Consider the following 18,823-nt stretch of genomic DNA (forward strand, 5'->3'; position numbering starts at 1 on the left):
TACTCAACTCGTAGTGCTGCGGCCAGTCGATCGCATTTCGCGGGTTCGCTCACCAGCCCTCACCCTTCACGGGTGGGTATCTGCATTCCAGTGCAGCCGCCTCATTAATGTGTGACGCGGAACGACGGGGTCGTCGTGCACCCCCGGTCGTTCCGACGATGCGCAAAGGGGAGCTCATGTCGATCGTTCGCCGCACACTGGCCGGAGCCGCCGCGCTCGCTGTAGCCCTGGGGTTCGCGACCGGTGCGGCACCGGCGGCATTCGCCGCCGAAGACGACGCGGTGTTTCTGCTGACGAAAGCAGTGAATCCGAGTACATCGCCATATGAGCCGGGCGAGCAGCTGAGTTACACGATCGAGCTCACCTGCAACAGCAACTTGGTCGATACCTGTGTGAACGCGCAGCTCGATGATGCGCTCCCTGCCCCACTCGTATTCGATCCCTCCGTTCCCGAACCTGTCGTCGTCTCCGGTGGCGGCTCGAATACCGTGAGTGTCGCAGATGATTCGTTCACCGTGGATTTCACTTCTCCGGGCGAGGCTGGAACGGGGCAGCCCGCGGGTCAGAGGGCGACGGTAACAGTGTTCGCCCTGGTTCCGACCGATATCAGCGCGGATTACAACGATGCTGACATCGTGAACACGGCCAACGCGACCGCCGACAACGCGCTGCCCGAGACTGCATCAGCCTCGATCGCGCTGGACGTGCCTGAGGTGATCGACTCAACCGTGACGAAGTCCGTGGACGACCATCAGGACGGCACGCCCATTCCCGCGCTGCCCGGCCAGCCGGTGGATTACTCGATCGGTGGCGGGAATGCGTCCAACCGCTCCGTGGATGCGATCGTCGTGCAGGATCCCGCCGACGGCGTAGGGAGCCCGTTCGGCGAGTACCTCGATTTCACGGGAATCACCTCGATCACGCCGCCCGCCGGTGCAGATCAGGTCGAGATCGAGTGGCTCGACGACGATGGCATCTGGCATGTCGGCTATCCGACGGGACCGATTCCGACGGACCCGTCTGGAATTCCCGACGTCGACCCGCTCTCCCAAGTCACTGGACTGCGCTTCACCTTCACCTCCTCAACAGGCGACCAACTCCCGCCCTCCGGTGAGCAGCCCGCGCTCATCGGCGTATCGGCAGCCACGAACGACGCCGTGCTCGAGATCCCGGTCGAGGAAGCCGTCAAAGTGCCGAACACTGCGTCGTCGAACATCGAGTTGCGCGATACCTCGAGCGTGCCGAAGACCGCGGATGGAAACACCGTGATTTCGAACACGGGCCCGGTCGTGGAGGTATCGAAAGAGTTCGCCGATCCCGACCTTCTCGCCGGTGAACAGACGACTGCAAGCATCACCGCGGTCAATGGCTTCCGGCCCGTCACCTCGATGATGATCGAGGAGCCGTCTCCGGGGGCCGCAGATCTCGCCGATCAGGGTCTTGAATTCGCTGGATTCACCGACGGAATCGAGTGGCCGGCGGATGCGACCGGCGCCGAGATCACGTATGTGTATGCGGATGGCGCGACCGAAACACTGTCGACGAGCGCCCCCGATACGCTGCCCGATCCGAGCGCGCAAGATGTGACGGAGGTCGTGGGATTCACGGTCGAATTCACGGGTCCCATCATCCAGAACGCTCGAGCCGTCGTGCCCTTCACTGTCACTGCGCAGCCGCTCGAAGACGGCGAGGAGGCGGTGAGCACGAACGCGACGACCGCGACCGTTACCGATGAAACCGGCAAGCAGGGCTCAGAAGAGGCTTCGGCCAATGTGACGCGGCAGCCCGGTCGTATCTCAACGGTTATCACGAAGAACATTGCGCGCGACGAGCTCTGGGCAGTTCCCGGGAGCACGACCGACGTCAGCTTCGACGCGAAGGTGAACGACGAGGGTGCGAACGCTTCGACGATCGGGGCCGATGAGCTCATCGTGAGCGATCCTGCAGCTCCTCAGCCCGGAGACGCGGTTGCGCCATTCTGGAACGCTTTCGATCTCAGCCGTGTCGTTGTCGGGGTGCCCGCCAACGCCGACCTGCAGGCGAATTACTGGGACGGTGATGCATGGGAGCCCCTGCCCGGGGCGCAGCTCGACGGCGAAGGGACACTCGTGCTCTCGATTCCGGGCGGCACGCAGCCCGTGACCCGGGAACAGATCCAAGGCATCCAGTTCGTTTTTACGCCGAAGGAGGGGGAACAACTGCCGCCGGGGTTCCACGTCGTTCCCTCGATCAGTGTTGAGACGCGTGACCAGTTGCGCGACGGGTCCGGTTCGGTCGCAGACGCTGCGGATACGGCGAACCCGCTGAACGTCGCGAACACGGCGGAATCCGAAGTGGTCAATCCCGACGATGTCACACCGGAGGACAACACCGCCACCGCCTCGGACGATATCGATCTCCTGCCAATCGACGGCGGTGACGGGCCGGATCTGTTCGAGAAGCACTGGATCATCGATCCCGGTGAGGCGCTCTTTGCGTTCAGCGGCGACCGGCGAACCGCTCGCACCTCGTGGTCGACGGAAGGGTTGCCCTTCGACACCGTGGCGATCACCGACGATCCTGCCGCTGCTCCGGAGTTCGACGACGCGGCGATCGCAGACTCGGCCTTCGACGCGTGGGATCTGACCGAGATCGCCGCGATCGACGAGACGACGGATCCCGTGATGCGCTACGACCGGGTGTCGAAAGTTGAACTGTTCGCATTCGATTCGGCCTCGGGCTCCGGCGCGTGGACCGATGTGACCGGCGCTGCATGCCCGACCGAGGAGGCATGCGATGGTGCTTTTGCTGGATACGCGCTCACCTCTGCTGAACGAGAATCGACCCGCGCCGTGCGCCTGACCTACGCCGAGGGATCGGATCGCGGTTCAGGCGCCGGCCCAGCACCCGACACCGGCGTAGCGCCGTCGTACGATCACGACCGCGCGCTCGATCTGATTTTCGAACTGCGCGACTTCGCGCGCTCCGACGGAAGGCCTGTCACCGGTTCGCTGCATGCGGAGACCTACAACTCGGGGCAGCCCGGCGTCGTCGACAACACCGCTGAGATCTCCGGCGCGGGGCCCGTGCCGGTCGACGAGAGAGACAGCGACCCGATCACGATCCTCGATACGGCCGCCAACACGTCAGTGACGAAGACGTTCGATCAGGACTCGCTTCCGATCCCGCCGGTGGGAACCGCGCCCCAAAACTACCCGCTCGCCACCGCGACCATGACGGCGAGGAACGAGACCGAGGCTTCGGTGCAGTCACTCACGATTACGGACCCTGCGCCGGACTCGCCCACCGATGCATATGAGTTCCTCAACCTCTTCGGAATCGAGACCATCTCGATTCCGGCGGCGGCTACGGAGTCAACGGTCGTGCTGACCCGCGAGGGCGGCGTTCCCGACGCGCCGATCTCGATCACCGAGGCGCTGGCACTGGCGCCCACTGCGCTCGCGAACGTGGTCGGTGTGGAGGTGGTGCACACCGATCCCGAGGGGGTGTCGATTCAAACGACGGAATCGAGCAGCGTTGTGCTCACCTACCAGCTGCGGGAGTCTCAACGCACGTCAGGGGAGCCGGTGACGACGGAAGACTTCGCTACCAACGTGGCTGGCAGTGCAGTTTCCCGGCCAGGAGGGGACCCCGCCATCGACACGGCGAGTTCGAGCTCGACAGACACCCTCGCATTCGCGGACGCGACGTACGGCGTCGATGCACAGAAGAGCATTCAGACGCCATCGACTTCGGCAGATGCTGCAGATCGCGTCGAGAACGAGCCGCGCGAGAACTACACCGTGACCCTCACCGGCCAACCCACCGGCAACGTTCGAACGACGATGCTCACGATCAGCGACGAAAAGCCAACGTTCTGGAACGCCTTCGACTTCGCATCATTTCTGCCGGTAGCGCTGCCAGAAAACGTGCATCAGTTGCGGGTGTCGGTGCTCACCGGGGTCGAATGGGGAATCGAACCGGGCAGCGGCGATCTCGTCTACATCTGCAATGGATCGGCCGACCTCGCCGATTGCTGGCAGACGGGAGATTGGCAAGGTTCCGAATCCACGGGCAGTGTGAATCCCGCGCTGCCGGCTGGGGTCACCGCCTCGGAAGTCCGCGGTCTTCGCTTCGATGTTCGTGCCGATGACGACGCCTCGAATTGGGAGCGGCCGAGTAACCCGATCGTCACCGTGTCGTTCACTGCGGACCAGCGCGAGACACTGCGCGTCGGCCCCACCGGCGAAACCGAGACTGTGCCGGTCCCGTCGACGCGCCCCGGGCAACCCGCCGCCCCGGGGGAGCTCGAGCCCGGCACGACGAGCGATGTCGTCGACGTACACGGTGACGGGGCATGGGAAGGGCAAGACGGTGTGCTCTGGGCGGCCGACGACGACGCGAGCGACACGACGCGCCTGTTGCATCTGCAAAATTCGATCAGCGTCGCGAAGGTGCCCGGCAATGGTCAGGGCGGTGCGGCATCGCAGCAGTTTCCTCCGGCGTCGCGCATTCCGTACACGATGACAATGACGAACACCGGCGATTGGCCGATGACCGGCCTCGAACTCGACGACCAGGTCGCTACCGATGCTGAAGGATCGCTTCTCGTGCCGGTTCCGGGAATCGAGCCGACGTTCGGTTTCACCCTCGAGTCGGCTGAGGGCGAGGAACGCGACGCGAGCGGCTTCTCGGGCGATCTCGACCTGGAGACGGGGCAGATCGTGATCAGTGTTCCCGACGGATTCGTGTTCGCGCCCGGAGAGGTGCTCACGCTCACGGCAGCTCTGCAGTTCAGGGACGGCGTCACGCCGGGCACCCCCGTGGGAAACACGATCACCGCCTCCAGCGATCGCACCTTCGACGCGTGCGAGTCGACCTCGTTCGGGGTCGCGAACACACTGCAGAACGATGTTGACGACTGCTCCGCGAATACAGCGGTCAATCCACTGGCCGCGGCGCCCATCAGTCTGCAGAAATCAGTGCAGGGCAGCGACGCGGGCGTGCCGGATGCGCCACTGGGCGACGCGAATCGTGACGATCTGGGGGTGTTGAACACCGCCGACTCCGACTCCGCGGACGCGTGCGCTACTCCGAATGCAGGCGACGGCTTCTACCGCAACACCTGCGTTCCCATCACGCGGCCGGGCGGTACCGAAACCTGGCGAGTCACGTTCACGAACCTCGGGAACGTGCCCGCGAGAGCCATCGCAGGCATCGACGTTCTCCCGGCGATCGGCGATACCGGTGTCACTGTGGGCACCAACCGCGGATCGCAGTGGGAACCGGTCTTCGTCGGTAACGTGCAGCCCGGAGGTACTGCAACGGAAGCGGTCCCGGTGCTCTATTACCTGGCGAGCGCACCTGCGCTCGCGTGCAACGCTGCGGATATCGAGTATTCGACGCTCGGCACGAGCATTCCCGTCGATGATCCGTGTTATTCAGACGTCACCTCTCGCGCGTGGATTCCGTTCACCAATGACACCCCGCTTGACGAACTCGCCCAGGCCAAAGCGATCAAGACCGTGTTCGAATGGCCGGAGGGCGGCGGCCTCGCCCCGGGTGCGACCGGGTCCATCACGTTCGACACACTGACTCCGCTCCAACTTCCGGAGGCCCCCGAGAGCGAGCTTCCGATCGCCTGGAACGCGATTGCCGCCGGTTCTCGCGCCGACTTCGACGATCAGGCCAACTACCAGGGGCCCGTCGAGCCTGTGCGTTCGGGCGTCGCCATTCCCGGCGGGGAGTTCGAACTCGTGAAACAGATCGAGACCGATCCAGACCCCTGGCCGGCGGCACTGCCCGACGCCTACGACTTCTCGGTGCAGTGCACCTCGGGCGGGGAAGATGTCGCGCTGGTAGACGCGGAGGGCGCCGCTGCGGCGAGCGTGAGCGTGCCCGCCGACGGTGCACCGGTGCCCTACGGCGCGGGCACGAACGTGCCGATGTATGCGGAATGCACCGTTGAAGAACAGACGGCGCAGGGCGCCACCGTGAGCTACGACCCTGCGGGGTCGGAGGCCATATCGGGCGCGGTCACCGCACGTCGAGATCTTTCCGGAGTGCCGAATGTGCATCATGGCGCTCCCGACGGTGCGGCGCTCGAGCGGATCACCGCGACGAACGTCTACGAGCTCGGCGGGTTCTCGATCACCAAAGCGCTCGTCAACGAACCCGGTGCGGTCGATCAGGATGGGCAGCCTGTCGCGTTCGATCCCGAGTTCGGCTTCACGGCCTCGTGCATCTTCCTGGGCGAGGAAGCGCTCGGCGAAGCAGATCGCTCGTTCACGCTTCACGACGGAGACACCCGGGTAGTCGATGGGGTGCCGGTCGGTGCGGAGTGCGCGGTCGAGGAGGTCGATCGCGCGGGCTCCACCAGCACCGGCATCATCGTTTCGGAGAACGGTGAGGAAGTGCAGAGCGTCGACGGGGTGATCGCAGAATTCACCGTGCTTCCCGATCCCGATCCCGGGGAAGCTCACGCCACTGTCGTATCCGTGACCAACAGCTACACGGTCGGCTCCATCGAAATCACGAAGAATGTGACCGGCGCAGGTGCCGCGGACTGGGCGAGTGCCGCGTTCGAAGTGCGGGTCGCCTGCACGTGGGATCAGGCTGCCGCTGCAGATCATGTCGTCTTCGACACGACACGCGTCGTCGAGGCCGATGAGACCTGGCGAGTCGACGACCTGCCGACGGGGGCGGAATGCGTGATCACCGAGCCGGCGTCGGGTGGAGCGACCGAAGTCACCGTCTCACCGAGCCCTGTGGTCATCGGAATCGCTGACACAGACGCGAGCCCGGTGACGGTGTCGGTCACCAATGAGTACCGTGTCGGCGGCTTCGAAGTATCGAAGACGATCTCCGGGTCTGGCGATGAATTCAGCACGGGCGTCGAGTTCACATTCGGATACGCGTGCAGCCTTGATGGAGTGGCGCTCGACCCGGCCAGCGGGGGAGCGGGGACGCTGTCGATCACCGGTGACGGCACAGCGGGACCATTGATCGCCGGCCCGGTAACCGGGCTGCCGGTCAACAGTGAATGCGTGGTGACCGAGACCGATTCTGGCGGTGCTGATGCGCTGCCGGACCCGGTGACGGTCGTGATTCCGGACGTGGAGGATGGCGCGGCACAGGTGGTCACCGCTGAACTCGAGAATCGCTTCACTGCGGGGACGCTCTCGGTCTCAAAGGCGGTCGACGGCGAAGTTGCCCGTGATCCCGAACTCGCCGACCTCATCGCTGGCGCAACGTACACGATCGAGGTGACGTGCGCGCTGACGGAGACCGGGACGCCGCTCTTCGAGGGCGAGGTCCAGGTGACCGGCGGCGAGACGGAGGACATTCTGGACCCTGCGACCGGGGAAGCGCTGCTGCTTCCGATCGGCGCGCACTGCTGGGGAGAAGAGACTGATTCGGCCGGGGCGACGTCGTCGAACGTCGACTTCGATTCCTTCGACAATGCCGCGATCGTTGAGGCTTCAGACGAGGACCAACCGCAGCCGATTGAGATCACCGCGACAAATACGTTCGAACTGGGTGAACTGGTCGTTGCGAAAGCAGTTTCGGGTGATGCTGGCTCGTACGCGGACGACAAGACCTTCGCCATTTTCGTGACCTGCGCGCTGAATCGCGGCGACGGGAACAGCCCAATCGTGATCCTTGACGACGAGCGGATCGAACTCCAGGGCGGCGAAGAAATCGAACTCAGCGGCATTCCGATCGGCTCCAGTTGCTTCGCGGAGGAGCCGGATGGTCAGGGCGCATCGGCGATCGAGATCAGTGCGACCGCCGAAGATCCCGTGATCGTGGCTGAGGGAGAGGCCGACATCACTGTCACGGTGACGAATGTCTTTCTCGACGCCGGGTTCGCCGTGACGAAGGAGGTCGCTACTGACGCTGTGGACCAGAGCGGCGCTGCGATCACGACGAATCTAGCGTTCGTTTTCACCGCTGTCTGCACGTTCGAAGGCGAGACGGTGCTCGAGGAGCGATTCCTCCTCCGCGACGGCGGAATCCGCGAGTTCGCCGGGCTGCCTGCTGGCGCGGATTGCACCGTTGTGGAGACCGCGGCTCGAGGTGCGGAAACCTCGATCGAACTGGCCCAGAACGACGAGATTGCGGATCTGGGCGAGACGAACGCCGTCGAGTTCGAGCTGCAGCCGGACATCGACGACCAGATAGAGACCGTGGTCACGGTGAGCAACTTCTACCCGGTCGGCTCGGTCGAGATTGTGAAGTCGGTCACCGGAAGCGGTGCTGATGTTTGGGGCGGTGCCTTCGGCGATTTCGAAGTCAGACTCGTATGCACGCTTCCCGACGCCGTTCCGAATACCGTCTACGACGATACGCACGTGCTCACCCGAGACGGGCCGGGCAGTGTCTGGCTCGTCGAGAACCTGCCGACGGGTGCAGACTGCGCGGTGACTGAGACCGTCGACGGGGGAGCGACCGAGGCGACGGTGACACCTGAGATCGTACGGGTCGGTGATGCGAGAACTGATGCTCCCGTGCGAGTGGACGTCGTGAACGATTTCCGCACGGGAGCGCTCGACGTGCTGAAGCAGGTCACGGGCCCCGGTGCGGCAGGGTTCGGAACCGGGCCGTTCGTATTCGATACGGTCTGCACGGTCGAAGGGCAGACGGTGATCGAGCAAGAGCTGATCATTGAGACCGACGGGGGATCGGGGCCGTTCCGCAGCCAGACGATCACGGGGATCCCCGTCGGCGCCGAGTGTGTGGTCACGGAGACTGAGACTGGCGGGGCCGATGAAGTGCCACCGCCCGTGACGGTGACCATTTCCGACCAGGAGGATGGCGTCGAAACCATCGTCACCGCCGGGTTCCTGAATACGTTCTCACTCGCCAGGCTTGAGGTTACGAAAGAGCTCAGAGGAGAAGGTGCCGAGACTGCATGGGCGACCGGCGCTCGATTCACCGTTCGGGTGACGTGCGAGGTCGAGGTCGGTGACGAACGCGTGGCACTGTACGACGCCGAAATCGGAATCCGGGGCGGTGAGACCGTAGATGTCGTCGATGCCGCCGGATCGCCAGTGCTGCTGCCGATCGGCACGCGCTGCTATGGCGAGGAGACCGACTCAGCGGGTGCCACGGATGCGGTGGTCGACTTCGACTCGTTCGACAACGCAGTCGTCGTGGGCCCTGCAGGCACGCCTCAGCAGCTCACCATCACTGCGACGAACACGTATGAGCTCGGTTCCCTCGAGTTGATCAAGACGGTGAGCGGTGCGCAAGAGCACGCGCGCGGGAAGATCTTCACGGTCGAGGTCACCTGCGTGCTCGATCGCGGTGACGAGAATGATGCGCATCTCGCCCGTGACGCGGAGCAGGTGCGCATCTCAGCGGGTGAAACCCGCCGCATCGACGGGCTGCCCGTTGGAGCGAAATGCTGGGCAGAGGAGACCGACGCAGGCGGTGCGGCCGCAGTCGAGGTGAGTGCGACCGCGGTGAATCCAGTTGTGGTGAGCGCTCGCGACGCCACACGGATCACCGTCGATAATCGCTTCGAACCGACGCTCCCGAGCACGGGCGCCAGTGACCGGTCCACGCTCACCGGAATCGCTGCGGTTCTCCTGCTCGGTGGAGGGACAATGGTGGCAGTCGCGCTGATGCGACGTCGTCAACGTCGCTGAATTCGTCGGCTCGCTGCAGACATGCAGCGAGCCGCGTCTCGCGCCGAGCGTCACATGAGCAGCATGCGAGCGGCGAACAGTGTCGCGCAGAGGCCGCCGACTACGGCGGCGAGTGCGAGGAGCAGGAGGGGGAGGCTCGAGTGCTGGGCGAAACGGGTACCGTTGGGCAGCCCTCCGCCCGAACGAATGAAACGCGCGTGGGCGGTGGAATAGGAGACGATTGATAGCGCGGTCCCCACAAGACCGAGCAGCGACGCCGGCACAACACCGAAGTCCGGGGCGACCTGATGCATGGTCACAGTAATGCCCACGATCAGCGCCAACGTCGAGCGCAACCAAGACATCATCGTCCGCTCCATCTGGCGGCCCTCGTCCGTAGCAGTCGGCCGGCTCACGAAATAGCCAACCCCGTGCCGACGAGGATTCCCACGAGCACGAGCCCCAACACGATGGCGATCGCCGGGGAGGGCGCGCCGAAAGGCCTGGATTCACGCATGGCGCGCTCATTTCGCATCCACGAGAACCATCCGTAGATTGGCGCGGCAATGCCGAGACCGAGGAGAATCGCAACACTGGCGATCAGCAAGCCGCGTGGAATTCCCAGTGGGAGCGCGGCGAGAGCAACGCCTCCAGCCATCAGTGCGAGCGCGGTGCGGATCCACGAGAGGAAGGTCCGCTCATTGGCCAGACTGAAGCGGGGGTCTGGATCAGACCCCCGCTCATACACGTTTCGTGGAAAACGACTCATGGTGTGATGCTCCGATGCCTTCCGGTGGAGGTCTTGCGTCAGAGCATCGCTCCGCTCGGCGTCGCGTCAGGGCGCTCCGGTGAGATCGTGGGCAAGTTCTTTCTCTTGGGTTTCGGAGAGCGAGGTTTGCACCACCGAGCCGCGGAACGGGGCGAGCGCTTCGCCGAACTTGTCCTCGGTGAGCTTGAGCGCGTAGACGACGATCGTCGGTCGCTGTTCCGATACAGCGGTATTGACTCGTTCCCGGAACTCTCGGGTGATTCCGGCCTTTTCCAGCCCTCCGAAAAGCGCGCCCAGCGCGCCTCCAATCGCGAGGCCCACGACCGGTACGAAGCAGAGCACGCCGAGCAGCGTTCCGAAGAGTGCACCGTTCGCGGTTCGTGTGCCCACCATGGTGCTTGAGTCGGGAGTGCGCACTCGTGTTTTGCCGGCATCGTCGACGGTGACGAGCGCGAGACCCGCGAGTTCGACGACCAGGTCGCTATTCAGGCGTTGTACTTCTTCAAATGCACCTTCCGCATCTTCGAGCGTGTCGAATGAGATGACAATGAGATCGGCCACAGTTTCTTTCCCTTCGTAGTGGGTAGGCGGCAGCGCGCTCGTGTGCTCTAGAGCAGCGCCTTCGCCTTGATCGCGTCGTATTCCTGTTGAGTGATGGTTCCTGCGTCGAGCAGCGCTTTCGCCTTGGCAATCTCGTCAGCGGCGCTTCCTCCTCCCGCGACATTTCTGATGTATTGATCGGTCGCCGCCTGCGCCTCCTGGAGTTGCTTCTGGTTGCGCTCAGCCATGTGGCGGCCTCGGGCGATGAGGTAGACGAGAACGGTGAGAAACGGCAGGAAGATCATGAAGATCAACCAGAGTGCCTTCCACCATCCGTTGAGCTCTCGGTCGCGGAACAGGTCTCCGATCACGGTGAACAATGCGATCAGGTACGCGAGCAATGCAAAGCTCCAGAAGAAGATCCAGATGATGTCCCAGAGACTGCCCCAGAAACTCATGGTGATCCGCCTTTCGTCGGTGGAACCGGTGTGGTTCGTGCTCATTCTCATCCTGAGAATTCGTCTCGTGTGAGCGATGACACCCGAAACGGGTGATGCGCGAAGCGGCGTACGCGCCTACTCGATGGCCAAGTCGATTGAGCGCGCTCAGCGCTCGTCGCCCGTCACCCAGCGCGCGAACTTCGACTCCTCACCGGTGTCGAGAAGGAGTGTTCGGGCGAGCAACGTCATCGGGACAGCGAGCACTGCGCCGATCGGACCGAGGACCAGGACCCAGAAGACGACCGAAAGGAAGGTGATCGTGAGGTTGAGCTGAACTGCGCGACTCACGAACCTCGGCTGCACGAATGTCTGCAGCACGACGTTGATCACGCAGTAGATCGCGACCACGAGGAGACCCGTCTGCCAATCGATCAGCACGCACGCCAGGATCGCCGGGGGCGCGAGACCGATGAGGAATCCGACGCTCGGGATGTAATTCGTGATGAAGGCCAACACAGCCCAGGCGAACGGCGCTGGCACTCCGATCGCCCAGAGCAGGAGCCCGTCGAGCACCGCGACGACCGCACCGAACACTGTGTTCACGAGCATGAAGCGGCGAACTGAGCGGGCGTACGCTCGCAACGACTGGAGCAGAGTCGCTTGGCGACGGCCGAATTCGGCTGCGATGCGATCGATGCGCGGAGCATCCAGCGCGAGAAATACCACGTACATCAGCACGAACGCGATGGCGAGTACGACGTCAGCGAGGACAAGTGTCAAACGAGAGGCGAGGAGCACCGCGGTTTGCGGGCTGAGCCAGTCGGCGAGGAGGTCATCGATGCCGTGGGTCAACCCGAGAAACTCGAGGAATGCGCCGACGTCTTGCTGGGCCAGCGTAATCTCAGACGCGTGCGCCTCGAGGACCCTGGTGAACATGGCGACGATCGCGACGCTCAGCACGGTCAACGCAATCAGCACTGACCAGGCAGTGGCGATGACGGCCGCGGCGGCGAGCCAATGTGGCATTGAACGTTCGATGAGACGACGGCGCATCGGCTCGAGGGTAATGACGAGGACGAGCGCAAGCAGCAGTGGCGTCACGACGCCGCGCGCGAGATGGATTCCCGCCAACGCTACGACGGCGGCAGCGCAGGCAATGAGGATACGAACGGGCGAACGAGATGCCGCCTCCGCGCCTGTCGTTTCCCGATTGCGATTCGCATTCATCATGATGTGCGGCCTCCGTGGCACCGATCCCGAATGAGCGGGTCTAGAGGTTCGCGATCCCCTTCCCGATGAGGGTGACGCCGTTGATGAGCAGCAACACGGCCATGATCGTGGCGTTGTTCTGCGTGAGCCACGTGCGCGCGGTTGCAAGCTGCGGAGTGGCGCGGTTCGCCGCCGTCAGGTGCACGAGCACGGGGATGAGCACGGTCGAGCCCGCAATGAGCGTGTATGCAACAATCGCCAGCGCTTGATCGCCAACCGTTAGGTTTTCGGCGCCGATCGAGGTGCCAGCACCGATTCCCAGCAGCAGGTTCTTCGGATTCGCGGCAGCGAGAAGAAATCCGAGCGCGAAGCTCCGGCGAGCAGGTATCGAGTCAATCGCGTCGAGCCACTTCGGCATGTGCGGATCCTTCGGGTCCGGGGCATGACGACGCCAAGACCGCGTGGCAAGGTACAGGAGTAAAACCCCGAGCACGAACTTGATGACTCCGACGATCGGGTGGACCTCGCCGAGCGTTGATCGAGGCAGAAACGCGCCGATCACGGTGAAGATGGCGGCGATCGCTATGACACCGATCAGCCATCCGGCGAGAAAGAGGCCGGCTGCCGTCGTTCGTGATGCGAACAGCATGAGAATGACCGCAATGATGGGAACAGGACTGATAGCGACGCCCACCGCCAGTGGCAGCAGCTCGCCTATCACCGAACTCACGAGTTCCGCCATGGTGCCCTCGATCCAGACCATCCGACTTTGCGGTCGGCTCGCGCGCCCCGGTCCCAACGAGCACGTGCATGCATCATCACCCGATGCGAGTGACCGCGTCCGCGGCGATCACCCCTGACGGGCGACAATGCGCGTACTGAAAGTGCTGACGGAAGGGAGTATCAGGATGGGGAGCGAGGAAGTCGGCTCGTCAGGGGTTCGCCGCGGCCAAGAGATCATGGCCGTGCTGCTCCTCTCGATCACCGCGGTGTTGACGGCGTGGTGCGGATTTCAAGCCTCGAAATGGGGCGGGGAGATGTCTATCGCATTCAGTGAGGCCTCAAGTGCCCGCATTCAGGCCGGCAATCTTGAGGGCGAGGCGCGGGACGCTCGGCAGTTCGATCTCACGGTGTACGCACAGTGGGCCGTCGCTGACCTGACGGGCGACGAAGTCCGAGCGAGATACATCGAGCAGCGGTTCACACCCCGACTCATAACAGCGTTCGAGGCCTGGCGAGCTGACGGCATGAGCGAGAACGGTCCCTTTGCGCGCACGGAGTATGTTCCGGACGGCGCCCAGGAAGCGCGGGCACTGACGGAGCGCGCCGATCGAAAGTTCGCCGACGCTCTGATATTCAATCAGCGGGGAGACAACTACTCGCTCATGACGGTGCTATTCGCGCTTGTGCTGTTTCTCACCGCTCTGGCGCAGCGCAGCATTCCCAGCCGAATCGCTGGACTGCTCCTCGCGTTGGCGACGGTCGCCTCGCTGACGGGGATGATCATCACGTTCACATTCCCCATCAAGATCTGAAGGAACGATCTGGCGCCCCGCTGTATGTGAGCGCTGCAGGAGAGAGGCCCTGTCATGAACATTCCACCCCTCGACGATCTCGTGGCGCGATCCACAGTATCCGTGTGGGACGTCGTGTTCGCAGCACTCACGCTGCTCGTGGCATGGATTCTCTCGATCTACGCTCGGCGGGGCGTAATCGCATTGACACACCGTGTGAAGGGCTTCAGCCCTGGTGTGACGATTCTGATCGCCCGCATCGTTCGATACGCAGTTGTGCTCACAGGCGTCGGTGTTGCGCTCGTCTTCCTCGGCGCATCCATTCAGCCATTGGTCGCGGTCGCGCTCATCATTGCTGCCGTCATCTTCCTCGCACTACGCGGAGTCTCAGCGAACTTCGCCGCCGGGGTGATCCTGCAGACCCGCAATCCGATCAAGGTGGGCGACGACATCGAATTCGATGATCACCGCGGCATCGTGCGCGAACTCAATGGACGTTCAGTCATTCTCGTGACACACGATGGGCTGACGGTGCACGTGCCGAATGCCAGCATCTTGGAGAGCCCGATCGTGAACCACTCGACTTCCGGGCGGCGGCGGTCGGAGTTTCAGATACGCGCCGAACTCCGATTCGGAGGTCTCGAGGCATTTGAGGTTTTGGTGCGCAAAGCGATCAGCTCGGTCGCTGCCGAGTTCGATGAGCCGCAACCCCGGCTCTTGCTCACGACGTCCGAGCCGGAGCGGCAGTGCGTCGTCGTGCAGTTCTGGCACGCCCCCGGGGCCGAGCGACCGGCGACTGCAGCGGTACTCACCGCTGTGGCAAAACGACTGCATAACGAGGGAATTCCGGCTGTCGTCACGAGCGAGCGACCAGATCCGGCGCTGATTCCGCCAGCTTCACTCTGATGCCATGTGCCGAGCGTCAACGTGGGAACGCGGGGAGGGCGGGGTATCACCTCTCGAGGGTGATGACCCCGATGCTCCGCCGGGGCGCGCGAGTAACGTCACAGAAACCGACCGCGAGATGAGCTGAAGGAGAATCGACATGACGGACAAGCCGAACATTCTGGTTATCTGGGGTGACGACATCGGAATCAGCAATCTGAGCTGCTACAGCGACGGGATAATGGGGTATCACACTCCCAATATCGATCGAATCGCGGACGAAGGCGCACGTTTCACGGACTATTACGGCGAGCAGAGCTGCACCGCCGGTCGCGCCGCATTCATCACCGGTCAGAACCCCTACCGCACCGGCCTGACAAAGGTCGGCTTCCCCGGGGCCAAGATCGGGATCACGGACGAAGATCCGACCATCGCGACCGCATTGAAGGAGGAAGGGTACGCGACCGGTCAGTTCGGCAAGAACCACTTCGGCGATCGGGACGAGCATCTTCCGACGATGCACGGCTTCGATGAGTTCTTCGGGAATCTCTATCATCTCAACGCGGAAGAGGAGCCGGAGGATCCGGACTACCCGAGTCACGAAGACTTCCCGAATTTTCACGAACGCTTCGGGCCACGGGGCGTTCTGAAATCGTGGGCTGAAGCCGACGGTACTCAGCGGATCGAAAATACCGGCCCATTGACGAAGGAGCGGATGAAGACGTGCGATGAAGAGTTCCGGGACGCGACGATCGACTTCATGCGTCGACAGGTCGAAGCGGACACGCCGTTCTTCACGTGGTTCAACACCACTCACATGCATTTCCGCACCCATACTCGCGATGAGGACCTGGGCCGCGCAGGGCGATGGCAGTCGCCCTATCACGACACCATGCTCTATCACGATGAGATTGTGGGGCAGGTGCTCGATGAGCTCGACCGCCTCGGCATCGCCGAAAACACGATCGTGCTGTATTCGACCGACAACGGACCCCACATGAATTCCTGGCCCGATGCCGGAATGACGCCCTTCCGCAACGAGAAGGATTCGAATTGGGAGGGCGCCTATCGCGTGCCGTGCGTGGTGCGCTGGCCGGGGCGGATCGAGCCCGGCACCGTGCTGAACGATATCGCGAGTCACAACGACTGGTTCGTCACGTTGCTCGCCGCGGCCGGAAACACTCGGATTGCGGAGAAGCTCAAGGAGGGCGCAGAGCTCGACGGCACGCGGTACCACTCCCACCTCGATGGATACAATCAGCTTCCATATCTCACCGGAGAGGTGACGGAAAGCCCCAGACAGCACTTCTTCTACGTCTCTGATGACGGGGACCTCACAGCGCTGCGATTCGACAACTGGAAGATCGTCTTTCTGGAGCAGCGAGCGCCGGGAACGCTCAAGGTCTGGATGGAGCCCTACACCGAACTGCGCGTTCCGAAAATATTCAATCTGCGTACTGATCCCTTCGAGCGCGCGGACATCACGTCCAATACGTACTTGGATTGGATGATCAGTCATGCGTATCTGCTCGTTCCCGCGCAGATGTACGTCGCGGAGCTCCTGCAGACCCTCGCCGAGTTCCCTCCGCGGCAGGAGCCGGCATCATTCAGCGTCGATAAAGTGATCGAGAAGCTCAAGAGCGGAATGATGAGTTCGTGACGACGACGCTGCGGAGCACTGGCCTCGGGGGCGCGGCACCGGATGAGATCGAGAGATTCTACGATGAGCACGCCTACCCGCCCCCGACGGTCCTCGGCTCCGTAGCGCCCCGGCCTCCGCTGCACCGGCGGGCCGCGCACCACTTGATCTGGCCACGACGGCCGATGCCTGAGCGACGTCGCCTCCTCGTGGCCGGATGCGGTACCAGCCAGGCGGTTCGGCATGCGTTACTCGACCCCGATGCCGAGGTTGTCGCGATCGATATCAGCACCACCGCAATCGACGAGTCGCGGCGACTCGCTGAGGAACGCGGCGTGCGCAATCTCACGTTGCATCGACTGGCGATCGAGGACGTGGCCGATCTCGGCGCCGATTTCGATCAGATCGTCTGCACTGGCGTGATCCACCATCTCAAGGATCCCGAGTTCGGGCTGCGGGCACTTCGGAAGGTGCTCGCTCCCGATGGTGCGATCACACTCATGGTGTACGCACCCTACGGCCGTGCCGGCGTCTACCTGATCCAGGAGTATTGTCGACGGCTCGGCGTGGGAACCTCCAGCGAGGACATCGCCGACCTGGTCGCAACGTTGCGCGAGATTCCGCGAGAGCATCCGATCGGCCGGTTGCTGCGGACCACGCGCGACTTCTCTGACGACGACGCGCTCGCTGACGCCCTGCTCAACCCGCGAGACCGTGCCTACTCCGTCCCACAGCTGCTGGGTCTGCTCGCCGACGCGGGCCTGCGGTTCGGACGTTGGGTTCGGCAGGCGCCGTACCTGCCGGATTGCGGCTCGATCAGTGAAACGCCGCACAGCCGACGTATCGCCGACCTTCCGCCGGCGGAGCAATACGCCGCGCTGGAGCTCTTCCGGGGGACCATGTTGAGGCACGCGGTGATCGCATTCGCGGATGATGGCCAGCATCCCGACACCACGGCGGCGGAGATCGATGTCACCTCCGCCGGTGCGGCCGAATGGCAGCCTATTCGGATGCCGACGGCGCGAATCATCACGGAGCGGATTCCGCCGGGATTCTCGGCAGCGCTGCTGAACGACGCCCATACGGATCCGGACCTCGTGCTGTTCGCGCGGCCGGAGGAACTTGCGATGTTCGACCGAATCGACGGGCGCACGAGCGTCGCAGACCTCAGAGCGGGTGCGCCCGATTTTCTCCGACGACTCATCCGTCACGATCTGATCGTTCTCGACGCATCTGCGGGAAAGGGTATGACGCAATGACCACGGATCAGCGCAACGGCCACGAGGTCGTGGAGCTCGAGGGCGGCACCTTCACGATGGGCTCCGATCAGCACTATCCCGAGGAGGCTCCGACGCACCCCGTCACGGTCACGAGCTTCGGCATCGACCGGCATCAGGTGACGAACCGTCAGTTCGCCGACTTCGTGCGGGACACTGGGTATCGCACCGTGGCGGAGCGGCCCCTTGACCCGAACGACTTTCCGGGTGCCCCAGCCGAGAACCTTGCACCCGGGTCGATGGTGTTCACGCCGACATCAGGTCCGGTCGACTTGCGGAACCTGAGCCAATGGTGGACCTGGGTGCCCGGTGCCAGCTGGAATCATCCGGAGGGGCCCGCTTCTTCGCAGGAAGACCGCGGCGATCACCCGGTGGTCCATGTGTGTCATGAGGATGCTCAGGCATATGCGCAGTGGGTCGGAGCCCGACTGCCGAGCGAAGCGGAGTGGGAGTTCGCGGCCCGTGGGGGGCTCGACGGCGCCGAATTCACCTGGGGCGACACGGCGCGACCTGAAGGCCGCATCATGGCCAACACCTGGGACGGGCTCGATTTTCCCTGGCGATCCAGCGGGGAGTCGGGTTTCGAGCGCACCGCGCCGGTCGGGCAGTTTCCCGCCAACGGCTTCGGTCTGTGGGATATGGCCGGCAACGTCTGGGAATGGACCGACGACTGGTGGACCGCACGCCACCCCGATGCGGTGGCATCGACGTGCTGCGCACCCAGCAATCCTCGGGGCGGTTCGGTCGACGACAGCTACGACCCGGCGCAGCCCCAATTCCGAGTGCCGCGCAAGGTGATCAAGGGCGGTTCGCACCTGTGCGCGGATTCTTACTGCCTGCGATACCGGCCGGCAGCACGACGGCCGCAGATGATCGATACCGGCATGAGTCACGTGGGCTTTCGCTGTGCTTGGTCCCGATCCACACCTGAGGAGTAGA

The 18,823-nt window shown here is 63.6% G+C and carries 12 protein-coding genes; 6 read left to right on the forward strand and 6 right to left on the reverse strand.

The genetic code is table 11. The annotated features are described in order from the left end of the window. The first annotated feature begins 176 nt into the window (after window positions 1-176). The gene (locus JE033_RS14325; protein ID WP_200332526.1) at window positions 177-9,632 is read left to right on the forward strand and encodes a DUF5979 domain-containing protein; all 9,456 of its coding nucleotides are present in this window, start codon (window positions 177-179) and stop codon (window positions 9,630-9,632) included. Between the two features lie 50 nt (window positions 9,633-9,682). On the opposite strand, the gene JE033_RS14330 is transcribed toward JE033_RS14325, so the two are convergent. From JE033_RS14330 to JE033_RS14355, 6 genes are all read right to left on the reverse strand, one after another. After that, entirely contained in the window at window positions 9,683-9,991 is a 309-nt protein-coding gene (locus tag JE033_RS14330; RefSeq protein ID WP_255537077.1) for a DUF202 domain-containing protein, read from the reverse strand. A 32-nt stretch (window positions 9,992-10,023) separates the two neighbouring features. Further along, entirely contained in the window at window positions 10,024-10,380 is a 357-nt protein-coding gene (locus JE033_RS14335) for a YidH family protein (RefSeq protein WP_200332530.1), read from the reverse strand. A gap of 66 nt (window positions 10,381-10,446) precedes the next feature. Then, window positions 10,447-10,941 carry a DUF1269 domain-containing protein gene (locus JE033_RS14340; RefSeq protein ID WP_200332532.1) on the reverse strand — a complete coding sequence of 165 codons (495 nt, stop codon included), beginning with the start codon at window positions 10,939-10,941 and terminating at the stop codon, window positions 10,447-10,449. 47 nt (window positions 10,942-10,988) lie between these two features. Then, window positions 10,989-11,378 carry an SHOCT domain-containing protein gene (locus tag JE033_RS14345; RefSeq protein WP_200332626.1) on the reverse strand — a complete coding sequence of 130 codons (390 nt, stop codon included), beginning with the start codon at window positions 11,376-11,378 and terminating at the stop codon, window positions 10,989-10,991. Between the two features lie 147 nt (window positions 11,379-11,525). Continuing rightward, the gene (locus JE033_RS14350; protein WP_200332534.1) at window positions 11,526-12,590 is read right to left on the reverse strand and encodes an AI-2E family transporter; all 1,065 of its coding nucleotides are present in this window, start codon (window positions 12,588-12,590) and stop codon (window positions 11,526-11,528) included. A gap of 40 nt (window positions 12,591-12,630) precedes the next feature. Continuing rightward, entirely contained in the window at window positions 12,631-13,311 is a 681-nt protein-coding gene (locus tag JE033_RS14355) for a GAP family protein (protein WP_234037538.1), read from the reverse strand. Window positions 13,312-13,477: 166 nt separating this feature from the next. Here JE033_RS14355 and JE033_RS14360 point away from each other — a divergent pair, with 166 nt between their 5' ends. The 5 genes from JE033_RS14360 (at window position 13,478) to JE033_RS14380 (ending at window position 18,822) form a co-directional block, all read left to right on the forward strand. Continuing rightward, a complete protein-coding gene (locus JE033_RS14360) occupies window positions 13,478-14,104 on the forward strand; it encodes a hypothetical protein (protein WP_200332536.1) in 627 nt (208 codons plus the stop codon). Between the two features lie 54 nt (window positions 14,105-14,158). Continuing rightward, window positions 14,159-14,989 (forward strand): mechanosensitive ion channel family protein, encoded by an 831-nt coding sequence (locus JE033_RS14365; protein ID WP_200332538.1) that lies wholly within the window; start codon window positions 14,159-14,161, stop codon window positions 14,987-14,989. A 139-nt stretch (window positions 14,990-15,128) separates the two neighbouring features. After that, on the forward strand, window positions 15,129-16,628 hold the full coding sequence (locus tag JE033_RS14370; protein WP_200332540.1) for an arylsulfatase: 1,500 nt from the start codon (window positions 15,129-15,131) through the stop codon (window positions 16,626-16,628). A gap of 164 nt (window positions 16,629-16,792) precedes the next feature. Beyond that, the gene (locus JE033_RS14375; RefSeq protein ID WP_200332542.1) at window positions 16,793-17,866 is read left to right on the forward strand and encodes a bifunctional 2-polyprenyl-6-hydroxyphenol methylase/3-demethylubiquinol 3-O-methyltransferase UbiG; all 1,074 of its coding nucleotides are present in this window, start codon (window positions 16,793-16,795) and stop codon (window positions 17,864-17,866) included. Next, complete coding sequence (locus JE033_RS14380; RefSeq protein ID WP_200332544.1) at window positions 17,863-18,822, forward strand: formylglycine-generating enzyme family protein; 960 nt, start codon at window positions 17,863-17,865, stop codon at window positions 18,820-18,822. The genes JE033_RS14375 and JE033_RS14380 overlap by 4 nt, the downstream gene beginning before the upstream one ends. Window position 18,823 lies beyond the last annotated feature (1 nt).

Origin of the sequence: Leucobacter sp. L43, assembly GCF_016597785.1 — a bacterium.
In the GTDB taxonomy this organism is placed as follows: Bacteria; Actinomycetota; Actinomycetes; order Actinomycetales; family Microbacteriaceae; genus Leucobacter; species Leucobacter alluvii.

What these genes read in the sequence shown, in the direction of transcription:
- JE033_RS14325 (WP_200332526.1), top strand. Translation starts at nt 177, where the DNA reads ATGTCGATCGTTCGCCGCACACTGGCCGGAGCCGCCGCGCTCGCTGTA.
- JE033_RS14330 (WP_255537077.1), bottom strand. Translation starts at nt 9,991, where the DNA reads ATGGAGCGGACGATGATGTCTTGGTTGCGCTCGACGTTGGCGCTGATC.
- JE033_RS14335 (WP_200332530.1), bottom strand. Translation starts at nt 10,380, where the DNA reads ATGAGTCGTTTTCCACGAAACGTGTATGAGCGGGGGTCTGATCCAGAC.
- JE033_RS14345 (WP_200332626.1), bottom strand. Translation starts at nt 11,378, where the DNA reads ATGAGTTTCTGGGGCAGTCTCTGGGACATCATCTGGATCTTCTTCTGG.
- JE033_RS14350 (WP_200332534.1), bottom strand. Translation starts at nt 12,590, where the DNA reads ATGATGAATGCGAATCGCAATCGGGAAACGACAGGCGCGGAGGCGGCA.
- JE033_RS14355 (WP_234037538.1), bottom strand. Translation starts at nt 13,311, where the DNA reads ATGGCGGAACTCGTGAGTTCGGTGATAGGCGAGCTGCTGCCACTGGCG.
- JE033_RS14360 (WP_200332536.1), top strand. Translation starts at nt 13,478, where the DNA reads ATGGGGAGCGAGGAAGTCGGCTCGTCAGGGGTTCGCCGCGGCCAAGAG.
- JE033_RS14365 (WP_200332538.1), top strand. Translation starts at nt 14,159, where the DNA reads ATGAACATTCCACCCCTCGACGATCTCGTGGCGCGATCCACAGTATCC.
- JE033_RS14370 (WP_200332540.1), top strand. Translation starts at nt 15,129, where the DNA reads ATGACGGACAAGCCGAACATTCTGGTTATCTGGGGTGACGACATCGGA.
- JE033_RS14375 (WP_200332542.1), top strand. Translation starts at nt 16,793, where the DNA reads ATGCCTGAGCGACGTCGCCTCCTCGTGGCCGGATGCGGTACCAGCCAG.
- JE033_RS14380 (WP_200332544.1), top strand. Translation starts at nt 17,863, where the DNA reads ATGACCACGGATCAGCGCAACGGCCACGAGGTCGTGGAGCTCGAGGGC.